Source organism: Microvirga sp. 2YAF29 (assembly GCF_052114605.1).
Classification (GTDB): domain Bacteria; phylum Pseudomonadota; class Alphaproteobacteria; order Rhizobiales; family Beijerinckiaceae; genus Microvirga.
On record NZ_JBFRFB010000018.1, the window covers coordinates 25,629 to 39,290 of the forward strand.

Annotated in this window: 15 protein-coding genes; 3 read left to right on the forward strand and 12 right to left on the reverse strand. The window is 62.5% G+C overall.

The features are described 5' to 3' along the window. Window positions 1-8: 8 nt before the first annotated feature. The 12 genes from pcaF to AB4Y85_RS17710 form a co-directional block, all read right to left on the reverse strand. A complete protein-coding gene (pcaF, locus tag AB4Y85_RS17655; protein WP_441986234.1) occupies window positions 9-1,214 on the reverse strand; it encodes a 3-oxoadipyl-CoA thiolase in 1,206 nt (401 codons plus the stop codon). Window position 1,215: 1 nt separating this feature from the next. Further along, window positions 1,216-1,995 carry a CoA-transferase subunit beta gene (locus tag AB4Y85_RS17660; RefSeq protein ID WP_441986235.1) on the reverse strand — a complete coding sequence of 260 codons (780 nt, stop codon included), beginning with the start codon at window positions 1,993-1,995 and terminating at the stop codon, window positions 1,216-1,218. Between the two features lie 2 nt (window positions 1,996-1,997). Continuing rightward, complete coding sequence (locus tag AB4Y85_RS17665) at window positions 1,998-2,843, reverse strand: CoA transferase subunit A (protein WP_441986236.1); 846 nt, start codon at window positions 2,841-2,843, stop codon at window positions 1,998-2,000. 11 nt (window positions 2,844-2,854) lie between these two features. Further along, on the reverse strand, window positions 2,855-3,481 hold the full coding sequence (gene pcaG / locus AB4Y85_RS17670; RefSeq protein ID WP_441986237.1) for a protocatechuate 3,4-dioxygenase subunit alpha: 627 nt from the start codon (window positions 3,479-3,481) through the stop codon (window positions 2,855-2,857). Then, a complete protein-coding gene (gene pcaH, locus AB4Y85_RS17675; protein WP_441986238.1) occupies window positions 3,481-4,206 on the reverse strand; it encodes a protocatechuate 3,4-dioxygenase subunit beta in 726 nt (241 codons plus the stop codon). Before pcaH ends, pcaG begins: the two co-directional genes overlap by 1 nt. Window positions 4,207-4,224: 18 nt before the next feature. Further along, window positions 4,225-4,590: a 4-carboxymuconolactone decarboxylase gene (pcaC, locus tag AB4Y85_RS17680; protein WP_441986247.1), complete on the reverse strand. Its 366-nt coding sequence runs from the start codon at window positions 4,588-4,590 to the stop codon at window positions 4,225-4,227. 22 nt (window positions 4,591-4,612) lie between these two features. Then, window positions 4,613-5,407: a 3-oxoadipate enol-lactonase gene (gene pcaD, locus AB4Y85_RS17685; protein WP_441986239.1), complete on the reverse strand. Its 795-nt coding sequence runs from the start codon at window positions 5,405-5,407 to the stop codon at window positions 4,613-4,615. A gap of 9 nt (window positions 5,408-5,416) precedes the next feature. Then, the gene (locus AB4Y85_RS17690) at window positions 5,417-6,133 is read right to left on the reverse strand and encodes an ABC transporter ATP-binding protein (RefSeq protein ID WP_441986240.1); all 717 of its coding nucleotides are present in this window, start codon (window positions 6,131-6,133) and stop codon (window positions 5,417-5,419) included. Next, window positions 6,114-6,878: an ABC transporter ATP-binding protein gene (locus AB4Y85_RS17695; protein ID WP_441986241.1), complete on the reverse strand. Its 765-nt coding sequence runs from the start codon at window positions 6,876-6,878 to the stop codon at window positions 6,114-6,116. Before AB4Y85_RS17695 ends, AB4Y85_RS17690 begins: the two co-directional genes overlap by 20 nt. After that, window positions 6,875-7,867, reverse strand: a complete 993-nt coding sequence (locus AB4Y85_RS17700) for a branched-chain amino acid ABC transporter permease (RefSeq protein WP_441986248.1) — start codon at window positions 7,865-7,867, stop codon at window positions 6,875-6,877. Before AB4Y85_RS17700 ends, AB4Y85_RS17695 begins: the two co-directional genes overlap by 4 nt. A gap of 8 nt (window positions 7,868-7,875) precedes the next feature. Continuing rightward, window positions 7,876-8,739 carry a branched-chain amino acid ABC transporter permease gene (locus tag AB4Y85_RS17705; protein WP_441986242.1) on the reverse strand — a complete coding sequence of 288 codons (864 nt, stop codon included), beginning with the start codon at window positions 8,737-8,739 and terminating at the stop codon, window positions 7,876-7,878. Window positions 8,740-8,830: 91 nt separating this feature from the next. Then, window positions 8,831-10,012, reverse strand: coding sequence for an ABC transporter substrate-binding protein (locus AB4Y85_RS17710; RefSeq protein ID WP_441986243.1), 1,182 nt, complete (start codon window positions 10,010-10,012; stop codon window positions 8,831-8,833). Between the two features lie 185 nt (window positions 10,013-10,197). Between AB4Y85_RS17710 and AB4Y85_RS17715 the strand changes: the two genes are divergently transcribed. The 3 genes from AB4Y85_RS17715 (at window position 10,198) to AB4Y85_RS17725 (ending at window position 13,343) form a co-directional block, all read left to right on the forward strand. Next, a complete protein-coding gene (locus AB4Y85_RS17715) occupies window positions 10,198-10,977 on the forward strand; it encodes an IclR family transcriptional regulator domain-containing protein (RefSeq protein ID WP_441986244.1) in 780 nt (259 codons plus the stop codon). Window positions 10,978-11,057: 80 nt separating this feature from the next. After that, entirely contained in the window at window positions 11,058-11,375 is a 318-nt protein-coding gene (locus AB4Y85_RS17720; protein ID WP_441986245.1) for a hypothetical protein, read from the forward strand. Window positions 11,376-11,426: 51 nt separating this feature from the next. Next, window positions 11,427-13,343: a DEAD/DEAH box helicase gene (locus AB4Y85_RS17725; protein WP_441986246.1), complete on the forward strand. Its 1,917-nt coding sequence runs from the start codon at window positions 11,427-11,429 to the stop codon at window positions 13,341-13,343. Window positions 13,344-13,662 lie beyond the last annotated feature (319 nt).

A 13,662-nucleotide genomic window follows, 5' to 3' on the forward strand; every position in this document is an offset into this window, starting at 1 on the left:
ACGTTGCCTCAAACAGCTTCGAGAGCGATGGAAATGCCCTGCCCGACACCGACGCACATGGTGGCGAGCGCACGTCTCTTGCCCGTCAGCTTCAACTCCAGCACCGCCGTACCGGTGATGCGAGCGCCCGACATGCCGAGCGGATGGCCGAGCGCAATCGCGCCGCCATTGGGGTTCACGTAAGGCGCATCTTCCGGAATGCCCAGTTCGCGCAAAACCGCGATGCCCTGGCTGGCGAAAGCTTCGTTGAGCTCGACGATATCGAAATCGGCAGGCTTCAGTCCGAGACGCGCGCAAAGCTTTTTGGTGGAAGGCGCGGGCCCGATGCCCATGATGCGCGGAGGTACGCCCGCAGCCGCACCGCCGACGACGCGGGCAATAGGCTCCAGACCGTATTTGCGCATGGCGGCTTCCGACGCGACGATGAGAGCTGCCGCACCATCGTTGACGCCGGATGCATTGCCTGCCGTCACCGTGCCGTCCTTGCGAAACGGCGTGGAGAGCTTCGCCAATTGCTCCAGCGTGGTATCGGCGCGCGGATGCTCATCGCGATCCACGACGACAGGATCGCCCTTGCGCTTCGGGATCGTCACGGGAACGATTTCCTGCGCAAAGCGACCGCGCTCCTGGGCTGCTCCGGCTTTCTGCTGAGAGCGAACGGAGAATGCATCCTGATCGGCACGGGAGACGTTGAAATCCGCCGCCACGTTCTCGCCCGTCTCGGGCATGGAATCGACGCCATATTGGCTCTTCATCAAAGGATTGATGAAACGCCAGCCGATGGTGGTATCGAAGATCTCGGCATTACGGGAAAAAGCCGTGTCCGCCTTCGGCATGACGAAGGGCGCGCGCGACATGGATTCGACGCCGCCCGCGATCATGAGCTCAGCCTCTCCCGCCTTGATGGCGCGGGCGGCAGCGATGACGGCATCCATGCCCGAGCCGCAAAGACGGTTCATGGTGGTGCCGGGAATGGAACCGGGCAGGCCCGCCAGCAGCACGGCCATGCGCGCGACGTTGCGGTTGTCCTCGCCCGCCTGATTGGCACAGCCATAGATGACGTCATCGACAGCCTCAAAATCGATCCCCGCATGGCGCTCCATGAGGGCTTTCAACGGAACCGCCGCGAGATCGTCCGTGCGAACGCTCGAGAGCGATCCGCCATAGCGGCCGATGGGTGTGCGGACATAAGCGCAGATAAAGGCCTCAGACATTTCAATTTCCCTTCTTGCCGCCGTGCGCGCGCTCGGTCCTGGCCTGCAAGTCGCGCAGCGTGCCGAGTTCGAGCTCGGTCGGCGGAGGTGTTTCTTCAAGCTGATCGGAAAATCTCACCTTCCAGCCGCAGGTTTCTTGAACCTGCTCGCGGGTGACGCCCGGATGCAGCGACACCACGGTGAATTCCTTCGTCTCCGGATCAGGCTTCCATAGGGCCAGATCCGTAATCAGCAAAGTCGGCCCCTTGGTCGTGATGCCGAGGCGCTTACGATGATCGCCGCCCTCGCCGTGACCGAAGGAGGTGTAGAAATCGATCTTCTCCACCATGCCGCGAGTCGCCTGCTTCATGGTGATGAAAACCTCCTGGCAGGAGGTCGCGATTTCCGGCGCGCCGCCGCCGCCCGGCAGGCGCACTTTGGGCTTGTGGTAATCGCCGATCACCGTGGTGTTGATGTTGCCGAACCGGTCGAGCTGGGCAGCCCCCAGGAAGCCGATGGAAATGCGCCCACCCTGCAGCCAGTAACGGAACATTTCCGGCACCGACACGGTGGTGAGCGCGGTCTCGCAGAGTTCGCCATCACCAATAGAGAGAGGCAGAACCTCCGGCGCGGTGCCGATGGTGCCGCTCTCGTAGATCAGCGTGATGCCTGGCGCATGGGTGAGCCGCGCCACGTTGCAGGCGGCGGACGGCGCCCCGATGCCGACGAAGCACACGTCGTCATTCGACAGCGCGCGGGCGGCGGCGATGGTCATCATCTCGTTGGGGGTGAAATCCGGCATGATCACAATCCCTTCACGCGCTCGGCAAAAGCCTCTGGAGCTGCTTCAATCACGTTCTTCTGCATCCAGGCCGTGAACAGTTCCCGGTCCGCCGACACCTTGTCCCATTCGAGATAGGCCGCGTTGTCGCGGTCGTAATAGCCATGGGTGTAGGACGGATGCGCGCCGCCTGGCACATGGGCGATGGCGGTAATCGTCCAATGCGGCAGCACGCAGAGATTGGGATGCAGATCGTCGAAATCCTCCACGATCTCCTCCACCGTCACCACCGCGCGCTTGGCGGCAAGCACCGCCTCTTTCTGCACGCCGATGATACCTTCGACCAGCACATCGCCGCGCTTGCTAGCCTTCTGTGCGTGGACGAAAGCGACATCGGGCCGATGCGCAGGCACGGTGGCAAGTTCCTCGCCGGTATAGGGACAAGTGATGCTCCTGATATCCGGGTTCACCTCTTTCAACCCCGCACCGCGATAGCCACGGAAAACCGCGCAGGGGAGCCCTGCGGCGCCGGCCTCATAGGCGTTCGCCATGGCGGCATGGCTGTGCTCGACGGTCTCGATGCTGCGCGGCCATCCATTTTCGATGGCATCGCGCATGCGGCGAAGCAATCCCACGCCCGGATTGCCCGCATAGGAGAAGACGACCTTCTTCGCGAGCCCCATGCCGATCATCTGGTCATAGATGATGTCCGGCGTCATGCGGATCAGCGTCAGGTCCTTGCGGCCCTGCCGGATTGCCTCATGGGCTGCGGCATGGGGGATGAGATGGGTAAATCCCTCGAAGGCGACCGTATCGCCATCGCGAAGGTTTTCCGAAACAGCCTCGGACAGGCTTTTGAACTTGGCCATGATGTCAGCAATCAGATATCGAAGAACACGGTTTCCTTCTCACCCTGCAAGTGGATGTCGAAGGTGTAGGTAGGCATTCCATTCTCGACGCTTCGGCTCGCGATCAGCGTCGGCACGCGGATTTTATGCTCGATGCGCGCGAGCACCGGGCATTCCGCATTTGCCGCTTCCTCGTCGCCGAAATACAGGCGCGTATGCAGGCCGATATTGATGCCGCGCGCCACGATCCAGAACGTGATGTGCGGCGCCATGAGGCGGTCATCCTTGTATGGAACGCGGCCCGGCTTGATCGTCTCGAAGCGATATTCGCCCGTGGTGCCGTCCGTTGGCTGGCGGCCCCAGCCGACGAAGTTCGGATCGGCCTGGCCGCGCTTCTCTTCCGGGCTGTTGTAGAGCCCGTCGGCATCCGCCTGCCAGATCTCGATCAGCGCGTCCTTCAGCGGTGTGCCGCTCCCGTCGAACACGCGGCCCTTCACGATGATGCGCTCGCCCTTGGTCTTAGGCCCGACGAGAACGAGGCCCAGATCCTCCTCCCATACGCCGGTGATTTCGACCCAGTTGGGTGTCGCGCCGATATGGACGTAAGGCCCCGCTGTCTGCGAGGGAGACTCCTTCAATGTGGTGAGCTTCTGAACCATCAGTTCCCCTCCATCCGGTTCTCGAACATGGTCGAACGGCGGCCGCGTAGGACGATGTCGAACTTGTAGGCCATGGCATCCATCGGCAGCGTGTTGTGGCGGTCGAGCGCTGCGATCAGTTGCTCCACACCGGCCTTGTCGGGAATTGTCGAGACGATGGGGCATTGCCAGATCATCGGATCGCCCTCGAAATACATCTGCGTGATGAGGCGCTGCGCGAAGGCATGGCCGAAGATCGAGAAATGGATATGCGCGGGCCGCCAGTCGTTGACGCCGTTCGGCCAAGGATAGGCCCCCGGCTTGATGGTGCGGAACCAATAGCGCCCCTCGTCATTGGTGATCGTGCGCCCGCAGCCGCCGAAATTCGGATCGATGGCGGCGAGATAGGTTTCTTTCTTGTGGCGATAGCGCCCGCCCGCATTGGCCTGCCAGAACTCCACGAGAGCCCCCGGCACCGGGCGGGCATTCTCGTCCAGCACGCGGCCATAGACGATGATGCGCTGGCCGATGGGATCGCCCGTCTTGGCGAAGTTGCGGATGAGATCGTTGTCGAGCGGGCCGATCCTATCGTGACCGAAGCGCGGGCCGGTCATTTCCGAAATCGTGTTGTCGAGCGACAGCAGCGGATATTGCGGCGAGCGCAGGATCGACGTCTTGTACTCCGGCGTCAGCGCGGCAGGATGCCAGCTTCGATCCCGCTGGTAGAATGGTCCCTGGTCCGACATATCTTCCCTCCCGCGCCGTTACTTCTCAGTCTCTGCCTGTTCCATTTCCTGGAACGTCTTCTTGACGATCTTGAAGGCATGGTTAGCCGCAGGCACGCCTGCATAGACTGCCACGTGCAGCAGCGCTTCGCGAATGTCCTCTTTCGTGGCGCCGGTGTTGCGCGTGGCGCGCACATGCATGGCCACTTCCTCGTCCTGTCCCAAAGCCGCCAGCAGCGCCAAGGTCACGATGGAGCGCTCGCGCTTGGTGAAATTCGGGCGCGACCACACGGAGCCCCAGGCGCCTTCGGTGATGAAGGTCTGGAAGTCGGAGTCGAACTCCGTCATCTGCGCGCTCGCGCGATCCACATGCGCATCGCCCAGCACCTGACGGCGCACAGCCATGCCGGTCTTATAGCGTTCACTCTCAGACAATTCCGGCCTCCCGAAGATGGTTTGCGATCAATCCCGACAGAATGGTAGGTTGCTCGACGCATGGAATATGCCCTGCTCCCTCGATGAGAGCAAAGCGAGCGCCGGGAATGAGATTGGCTGTGCCCTGCACCACATCGGCGGGCGTCGATCCATCTTGATCGCCCGCGACGCAGAGGGTGGGAACTGCAATACGGCCCGCATCCGCCGTGAGGTCCGCATCGCGGATGGCGGCACATGTTCCGGCATAACCGTGAGCGGGTGTGTGCGCGAGCATGTTGCGCCAGCCCGCGCATTCATCGGCTCGGCTTTCGCGAAAGGCCGGCGTAAACCAGCGTTGCAGAACAGCTTCGACGACACTTTCGACGCCGCCCTGCTCCACTGCGTCGATCCGTTCCGCCCATGACTGCGGCGTGCCTATCTTCGCGGCCGTGCAGCAGAGTACGAGCGCCCTCACCCGCTGCGGCGCCCAGACGGCGGCGCGTTGCGCGATCATGCCGCCGACGGAGAGGCCGACGAGCGCGGCGGACTCGATTTTCAGATGATCGAGCAGAGCGAAAAGATCGTCCGTGTGCTCGTCCATCGTGTAGGGCGCGGGCGGCGCATCGGAGAGGCCGTGGCCGCGCTCATCGTAGAGGACGACCCGGTAGCGGTCGGTGAAGGCGGGCACGATCTCCTGCCAAATGCGAAGATCGCTGCCCAGCGAATTGATGAAGACGAGCGCGGGTGCATAGGGCTGGCCCAGCACCTGATAATGAAGAACGATTCCGTTGGCGCGAACGAATGCCATCCCATATCCTCAATGCAGCGAGCCGACGCCGATGTAATGCTCGATCAGGTTCTGATCGGATCGCAACTCCTCGCTCGCCCCCTGCCAGACGATGCGCCCGCGCTCCAGGATCAGAACCGTTTCCGCGAAATCGAGGGCGCTTTCCAATCGCTGCTCCACGAGCAGGATGGTCATCTTCCCGCTGGAGGCGAGCCGCGTCAAAGCAGCCATCAGTTCCTCGCAGATCACTGGCGCCAATCCCTCAAGCGGCTCATCGAGCAGCAGCACGGACGGCTTTCCTAAAATGGTGCGCGCGGTGGAGAGCATCTGCTGCTCGCCGCCCGAGAGCTGCCAGCCGAGATTGTTCCGCCGCTCATGCAGGCGCGGAAACATGTCGTAGGCTTCCTGAATGACGCTGCGCGGGCGATCCTTGATGCCAACGATCAGGTTTTCCTCGACCGTGAGCGAGCGGAAGATGTCGCGCGTCTGCGGCACGAGGCCAATACCCCGGCGGGCGCGCTCCGAACTCTTGAGCGTGGCGACATCCGTGCCACTGACAAGGATCTCACCGCCGTAGCGCTTGTTCATGCCCATGAGACTTGAGAGCAATGTCGTCTTGCCCATGCCGTTGCGGCCGAGGATCGACAGGCGTGCACCGGACGGCACAGAGAACGAGACATCCTCCAGCACGAGCGTCGGGCCGTAGCCGGCGCTGAGGTTGCGGACTTCAAGCGACGCTGCGGACATTGGCATAATTCCCAAGATAGGCCTCGCGCACCTTTGGATTGGCCGCGACTTCGGACGGAAGTCCCTCGAAGATGATCTCACCTGCTGCGAGTACCACCACGCGCTTGGCGAAGCGGAACACGAGATCCATGTCGTGCTCGATCATCAGCACGGCGAGGCTCGGCGGCAGACGCTCCAAAGCCTGCTCGATGCGCGGCGTGTCGGCGGATGGCACGCCCGCCGCCGGCTCGTCGAGCAGCAGAACCTTCGGTCTGAGGGCGAGAGCGATGGCGATTTCGAGCAGGCGCTGCTGGCCATAGGCGATCTCGCGCACCTTGCGCCGCGCCACATCGAGCAAGCCGAGCGTTCCGAGAATGCCCTCGACCTCGTCGGCGACATCGGCATTGCCGACGAAGCGGCCGAGAATGCGCGTGGCCTTGCCCTCGCGCTGGAGGACGGTGAGGGTCACATGTTCTTCCGGCGTCATATCGGAGAACAGGCGCGTCACCTGAAAGGTGCGCACCAGACCTTTTCTGACGCGCCGCACGGCACCAAGGCCCGTTACATCCTCGCCATTGAGGATGACGCGCCCGGCGCTGGGCTTCAGCTGGCCTGTCACGAGATTAACGAAGGTGGTCTTGCCGGCACCATTCGGCCCGATGAGCGCAAGGCGCTCGCCTGCCGGAAGCGACAGGGAAATGTCGCGGCTGACGGCGAGGCCGCCGAACGATCTGGACAGTCCCTCGACGCGGAAGAGATCGCTCATCGCTTGCCTCCCTTCATCCCGGACAGCTTTTCGACGAGACCGCTCAAGCCACCGGGCGCGGCCAGCACGACGGCGATGAGCAGTGCGCCGACCATCGTCATCCAGTGGAACGGGTTGATGGCGGAGATCCAATGCTCGAAGCCCATGAAGATCACGGTGCCGATCAGGGCGCCATAGAGCGTGCCGAGACCGCCGAGCACCAGCATCACCAGAGCATTCGCGGACAGCTCGAAGCTGACGCTGTCGAGGCCGACAACCTGTGTGGAGATGGCGGCGAGCGCACCGCCCATGCCCGCCACCGCGCCGGAGATGACGAACATCTTCAGCAGCACCGGGGACACGAAGGCGCCCATGGAGCGGATGCGGATCGGGTCTTCCTTGATGCCGCGGCACAGCATGCCGAAGGGCGAGGTAACGACGAATTTGAGAATGACGAAAACGATGACGAGCAGAGCGAGACCGAAGAGATAGGCGGTCTTCCCCCAAAGGTCGAATTCGAACATGCCGAAGAGCGGGTTGACCATGAGACCGGCCAAGCCGTCACTGCCACCGGTATAGGCGGAAGCCTTGTTGGCTGCCTCATGGAAGAGCTGAACGATGGCGATGGACAGTACGAGCTGCGCGAGGCCGTGCGCGCGCAGCATGATTGTGCCCATGAGCAGACCCGCCACCGCGCCGGCCAATGCGCCGATGGCGATGAGCGTCATCGGCTCTGTCACGCCGTTGACGCAGGCGATGCCCGCTGCATAGGCGCCCGCACCGAAGAGGGATGCCTGGCCGAGCGACGCGACGCCGCAATAGCCGACGATGAGATCCAGCGACAGGACCAGCAGAGCGATGGCGATGATGCGTGTGAGCAGGGCAAGGTTGTCGGGGAAGAGCCAGTAGCCAACAGCACCCGCCCCGAGGATGGCGACAAGGCCAATGGCATCGCGCATCCAGCGGTGGCTAGTGGATCGGGCGGTAGCCAATCGTTCGGTCTGAGCCATCAGCTGCATTACTGAGCCCTTCCGAAGAAGCCGCGCGGGAAGACGCAGACGATGGCGATGACGGCAGCGTAGAAGAAGAAGTTGCCAAATTCAGGCATGAGATAACGCCCCGTCGTGTCCACCGCGCCCAGCAGAAGGCAGGAGATGACGGCGCCGGGAATGGATCCCGCGCCGCCGACAGACACGACGACGAGAAATGTCACCATGTAGCGCAGGGCGTAATAGGGCTCGATGGGCAGGAATTCCGCACCGACCACGCCGCCGAGCGCCGCAAGGCCGATGGCGATGGCGAAGCTGACCGCATAGACCACCTGCGTGCGCACGCCGAGCGCATCGCTCATGGCTGCGTTGTCCACGGTCGCCCGCAATTTGATGCCGAAGCTCGTTCTTTCGATGAGATACCAGAGCCCTCCCGCCACCACGACGCCGCAGGCGATGACGAAAAGGCGGTGCGCCGCGATGGTGCGGAAGCCTACATCCACCGGCTGCGCGAGGCTGGCGGGCAGCGGAATGGTCTTGAGCGTGGGGCCGAAGAAATAGTTGGTGATGCCGATGATGCAGAAGGTGATGCCGATGGTCATCAGGACCTGTGTCAGCTCAGGACTGCCATAGATGCGGCGGTAGAGGAATCGCTCCAGCGGAATGGAGATGATGACCGTGCCGATGATCGCGAGAAAGATCGCAACCGCATAACCCAAACCGAGATCGCGCCCCGCATAGGATGCGATATAGCCCGCGATCATCGCGAAGGCGCCGTGCGCCAGGTTGACCACGCGCATCAGGCCCATGGTGAGAGACAGGCCGATGCAGATGATGAACAGCACCATGCCGTAGGCGAAGGCGTCGATGGCAATGCTGAGAACGGTCTGCATCGAAATGGTCCAGGCGCCTTGGGTTCATAAAGCGGAGGCGTAAGGCGCGGTCCCAATCGACCGCGCCTTACGAGCTTAGTTGAGCGCGGCCTTACTGCGTAGCGAGGCCCGGATCCTTCTGGTTTTCGAAGGTCTGGATTTCCTTGTTGATCGACTTGCTGTCAGCACCCTTCGCGACCTCGCGCAGATAGATGTTCTGCGTGATGTGGCGTGTATCGGGCTCGATGCGCACAGGCCCGCGCGGGCTCGTCCAGGACAGGCCTTTCACGGCGTCCACCGCCTTTTGGGCATCCTGCTTGCCGTCGGTGGCTTCGATCATCTTGTAGATGACATGCATGCCATCATAGGCACCGACGGACGGGAACGAGAGCTGCTCCGCCGAGCCGATGGCCTTGGTGGCAGCCTCGACAAACTTCTTGTTCTCCGGACTGTCGTGCGACACCGCATAATGGAAGCTGGTCTTCAAGCCTTCCGCCGCATCGCCGAGTGCAGGCAGATCGGATTCCTGGGTGAGATCACCCGGCGCATAGAACTTGATACCCGCTTTCTTGAGCCCTGTGTCGTTATAGGCCTTTGCAAAGCCGAGCGTCGGCGGGCCGGAGGGAAGGAAGGCGAAGAGGCCCGCCGCACCGGAATCGCGCACGCGCTGCATGATCGGGCTGAAATCGTTGGTGTTCATCGGCATGCGGATGGATTCCACCACCTGCCCGCCTGCGGCCTCGAAGGCCTTCTTGAAAGCGTTTTCCGCGTCGATTCCAGGGCCGTAATCACTGACGATGGTGATGGCTTTCTTCACGCCCTCATCGACGGCGACCTTGCCGAGAGGCGTCGTCGTCTGCGCGGTAGTGAAGGATGTGCGCACCACAAGCGGCGAGGTGTTCATGATGGCGGATGTCGCCGCATTGAAGATGACGAGCGGCGTATTAGCCTGAGCGAGCAGCGGCGTGATCGCCATGGCATCCGGCGTGAAATAGACGCCGCCGAGATACTGCACCTTCTCCTTCACGACGAGTTCCTGCGCGAGAGCACGGGACTGCGCGGGGTTGGCGGCGGGAAGATCGCGGTAGATCACCTCGATGTCGTGGCCTTTCACGGACTTGCCGTTGAGCGCCATGTAGGCCTCGACGCCGGCCTGGAAGTTTTTGCCCTGGAGAGCGAAGGGCCCGGAGAACGGACCGATAATGCCGACCTTGACGGTGTCGGCATAGGCCGCGACCGAACTCATCAAGAGAGTGCCGAGAGCGGCGCCCAGAATTTTCCGTCCTGCTGTCATTCCTCGTTTCCTTCCCTCTTTGAGCCGCTCGGCCTCTTTGTTACGGACCGCGTGTTCATCATCCTATGGTCTATGTTTTTGTGCGCATTGCGCACATTGAAAACCATACCGCACATGAAGTACGATTTGAGCATGCGGTGTCAAGGCTACCAAAGTCCAGCGCCCTCTCACTTTGGAGGTGGAACATGCAGGATGTCGAGATCGAGGAGCAGAGCGGCGACAGGGATTTCGTGGCCAGCCTCGAAAAGGGCTTGCTCGTCATCGAGGCTTTCGACGCGAGCCGTCAGCGCCTGACCCTCTCCGACGTGGCGAAGATCACCGGAATCACGCGGGCGGCGGCCCGGCGCTACCTGCGCACGCTGACCAAGCTGAACTATGCGGATTTCGACGGCCGCTACTTCTCACTGAGCCCGCGCATCCTGCGCTTGGGCTATGCCTTCCTGTCCTCCACCTCCCTCTCCTCGCGCCTTCAGCCCAGCCTGGAGCGGATCTCGGAGGAGACGGGCGAGTCAAGCTCGGCCGCCATGATGGACGGGGACGACATCGTCTATATCGCCCGCTCGGCCACCCGCCGCATCATGTCGATCGGCTTAGGCGTCGGCAGCCGGCTTCCGGCCCATTGCACCTCTTTGGGCCGCGCGATCCTGGCCTATCAGCCTGATGAGGTGGTGGAGGCCTATCTGGAGCGCGCTCGCCTGGAGGCCCGCACGCCCAAGACCATCACCAGCAAGGCCAAGCTGCGCGAAGTCCTGCAGGCCACCCGGGCACAAGGCTATGCCATCGTCGACGAGGAGCTGGAGCTTGGCCTCCGCTCCATTGCCGTCCCCCTCATCCAGAGAAATGGCCAGGTGACCATTGCCCTGAACATCAGCGCCCAGGCCGCGCGCGTGCCCCTGGGGGAGATGGGAACACGCTACCTGCCGTCGCTCAAGGCCGCCGGAGAGGCCCTGCACTATATGTTCTAGCGGTTCCGGCGCGTTTTACCGGTTGATCGAATTGCTCAGTTGGGCGTTACTCTTCGAAGCGAAGCGACGAAGGAGCTCCCATGGTGACCTTGGAGATTGCCGGCAACGCCGTTGCCGTGACCAACGCGGAAGAAGGCCAAGCCCAAGAACTCTTTTTGAGCGAGAGCTTTAAAGATGACCTGAAGTCGTTTAAGAGCGGGGGCCGCTTCCTGTGGGACGGCTCAGCTGCCTTGACAACCAGACCCGCATCGGGGGACGAAATCGATGCGTTCTATGAGGTTCTGGACGAAGAGGACGAGGACGATGTCGAAAACGACGAAGACTCTGACGGCATCAACATAGATGTCGTGTTCCTGGTGTCGATCGACGAAATAGACGAAAGCACCACCTCTGGCTGATCATTATTCTCGGAGCCCTGGTAGGCTCTCAAACCGGTTCAGCCACTTTCCATGCCTTTTCCCAAATCCCATCCCAGCCTTGAGCGCGCACTTGCCGACAAAGGCTATAACGATCCCACTCCCGTTCAGGCCGCCGTTCTCGACCCGGAGGCCCTGGACCGCGATCTTCTGGTCTCCGCCCAGACCGGCTCTGGCAAGACGGTCGCCTATGGCCTTGCCATGGCATCCACGCTCCTCGGAGATGCGGAGCGCTTTGGCCCTGCCCGTGAGCCGATGGCGCTCATCATCGCGCCGACCCGCGAGCTGGCGTTGCAGGTCAACCGTGAGCTGATCTGGCTCTACGGCCCCGCCGGCGCGCGCGTCGTTTCCTGCGTCGGCGGCATGGATGTGCGCCGTGAGGCACGCGCTCTCGAAGACGGCTGCCATATCGTCGTCGGAACGCCTGGCCGCCTGCGCGACCACCTTGAGCGTGGACGTCTCGATACGTCGAAGATGAAGGTCGTCGTGCTCGACGAAGCGGACGAGATGCTCGATCTCGGTTTCCGCGAGGATCTGGAATTCATCCTCGACGCCACGCCGGAAGAGCGCCGCACGCTGCTGTTCTCCGCGACGCTGCCGAAGAACATCGTGGCTCTCGCGCGTCGTTACCAGCGGGATGCGCACCGCATCGACACGCTTGTCGCGAACCAGCCGCACGGCGACATCGAATACCGCGCGATCCGCTGCGCACCGAACGAGATCGAGCTTGCGACCGTCAACGTGCTGCGCTTCTATGAGAGCCGTGGCGCGATGGTGTTCTGCCATACGCGTGAAGCGGTGCGTCATCTCCATGCAAGCCTGCAGGAGCGCGGCTTTTCCGTCGTTGCGCTTTCAGGCGAGCTGAGCCAGAGCGAGCGCAGCCACGCGCTGCAGGCGCTGCGCGATGGACGCGCCCGCGTCTGCGTCGCAACCGACGTCGCCGCGCGCGGCATCGACCTGCCGGATCTGGGCCTCGTCATCCATGTGGATCTGCCCAACGATCACGAAACGCTTCTGCACCGCTCGGGCCGTACTGGCCGCGCGGGGCGCAAGGGCGTATGCGTGATGATGGTGCCCTATACCCGCCGCCGCAAAGCCGAGCGGCTGATCGACATGGCAGGCATCGACACGACCTGGGCCGCCCCGCCATCGGCGGAAGAGGTTCGCGTGCGCGACCGCGAGCGCCTGATGCATGACCCGATGTTCACCGAGGAAACCACGGAAGAAGATCTGGCCATTGCCCGCATGCTCCTCGCAGAGAAATCGGCGGAGGACATCGCCAATGCTCTTGCCCGCTTCCACCGCTCGCGCCTTCCGGCGCCGGAGGAAGTGTTCGATCCCGGCAACGACCGCCCGACTCGCGACCGCAAGGACAAGCGCGAGCGTGAGACGGACCGGGAGCGTGGCGGCAAGGAGAAGTGGCGCAGCGAGGATGAGTCCTCCGAGAGCATGGTGTGGTTCCGTATGAATGTGGGCCGCCGCAACAATGCCGATCCGCGATGGCTGTTGCCGATCATCTGCCGTCTCGGCCACGTCACGAAGAAGGAGGTCGGCTCGATCAAGATCTTCGACGGCGAGACCAAGTTCCAGATCGCGCAAAGCCACGCGCCGAAATTCGCCGCAGCCGCGCGCAAGGCAAATGACGAGGATATCCGCATCGAGTCGGCTGAGGGCCCGCACGGAAAGGCCTCGCCCGGCAAATCGTCGTACGGCAAGTCTTCACCAGGCAAGCCCTCATCCGCAAAGCCCTGGGGCGCACGCAAGAACAAGGATGCGCCGGAAGGCGGCTTCCGTGAAAAGGGGCCGAAGGAGAAGCGAGACTTCGCCCCGCGCAAGGACTCACGCGACGAGCATGGCGCGAAGAGCGGAAAGCCGCCTCGCGACCACAAGGGTCCGAGGAAGGACAAGTTCCCGAAAGACAAGAAGCGCAACGCCGACAAGCGCGCCTGATGCATCGACCAAGCCTGGCCCTGCGACACAATGCAGGGCCAGTTTCCGGCTTTGTGCGGCAAGGCTGATGAGGCCCTTCCCTTTGGGAGCATGGGAAAATTACTTGCTCCCACTCAAGTAAAGCCAAGCTTCTTGAGAAGAAAAACCTAAGTTGAGCAAATAGTAATATTATCCACCCTCTAGGTGGAGAGCAGACAAGGCTTGTGGGATTGGGTAGATCTTTGGTCATCGAAGGCCAAGGGGCAAACAACAATGAAACCGGACATGGACCTGATCGGCGCACTCACCAGCTTCTCGGTGGGCACCCTGGATGGGCGGG

What these genes read in the sequence shown, in the direction of transcription:
- pcaF (WP_441986234.1), bottom strand. Translation starts at nt 1,214, where the DNA reads ATGTCTGAGGCCTTTATCTGCGCTTATGTCCGCACACCCATCGGCCGC.
- AB4Y85_RS17660 (WP_441986235.1), bottom strand. Translation starts at nt 1,995, where the DNA reads ATGCCGGATTTCACCCCCAACGAGATGATGACCATCGCCGCCGCCCGC.
- AB4Y85_RS17665 (WP_441986236.1), bottom strand. Translation starts at nt 2,843, where the DNA reads ATGGCCAAGTTCAAAAGCCTGTCCGAGGCTGTTTCGGAAAACCTTCGC.
- pcaG (WP_441986237.1), bottom strand. Translation starts at nt 3,481, where the DNA reads ATGGTTCAGAAGCTCACCACATTGAAGGAGTCTCCCTCGCAGACAGCG.
- pcaH (WP_441986238.1), bottom strand. Translation starts at nt 4,206, where the DNA reads ATGTCGGACCAGGGACCATTCTACCAGCGGGATCGAAGCTGGCATCCT.
- pcaC (WP_441986247.1), bottom strand. Translation starts at nt 4,590, where the DNA reads ATGGCTGTGCGCCGTCAGGTGCTGGGCGATGCGCATGTGGATCGCGCG.
- pcaD (WP_441986239.1), bottom strand. Translation starts at nt 5,407, where the DNA reads ATGGCATTCGTTCGCGCCAACGGAATCGTTCTTCATTATCAGGTGCTG.
- AB4Y85_RS17690 (WP_441986240.1), bottom strand. Translation starts at nt 6,133, where the DNA reads ATGTCCGCAGCGTCGCTTGAAGTCCGCAACCTCAGCGCCGGCTACGGC.
- AB4Y85_RS17695 (WP_441986241.1), bottom strand. Translation starts at nt 6,878, where the DNA reads ATGAGCGATCTCTTCCGCGTCGAGGGACTGTCCAGATCGTTCGGCGGC.
- AB4Y85_RS17700 (WP_441986248.1), bottom strand. Translation starts at nt 7,867, where the DNA reads ATGGCTCAGACCGAACGATTGGCTACCGCCCGATCCACTAGCCACCGC.
- AB4Y85_RS17705 (WP_441986242.1), bottom strand. Translation starts at nt 8,739, where the DNA reads ATGCAGACCGTTCTCAGCATTGCCATCGACGCCTTCGCCTACGGCATG.
- AB4Y85_RS17710 (WP_441986243.1), bottom strand. Translation starts at nt 10,012, where the DNA reads ATGACAGCAGGACGGAAAATTCTGGGCGCCGCTCTCGGCACTCTCTTG.
- AB4Y85_RS17715 (WP_441986244.1), top strand. Translation starts at nt 10,198, where the DNA reads ATGCAGGATGTCGAGATCGAGGAGCAGAGCGGCGACAGGGATTTCGTG.
- AB4Y85_RS17720 (WP_441986245.1), top strand. Translation starts at nt 11,058, where the DNA reads ATGGTGACCTTGGAGATTGCCGGCAACGCCGTTGCCGTGACCAACGCG.
- AB4Y85_RS17725 (WP_441986246.1), top strand. Translation starts at nt 11,427, where the DNA reads ATGCCTTTTCCCAAATCCCATCCCAGCCTTGAGCGCGCACTTGCCGAC.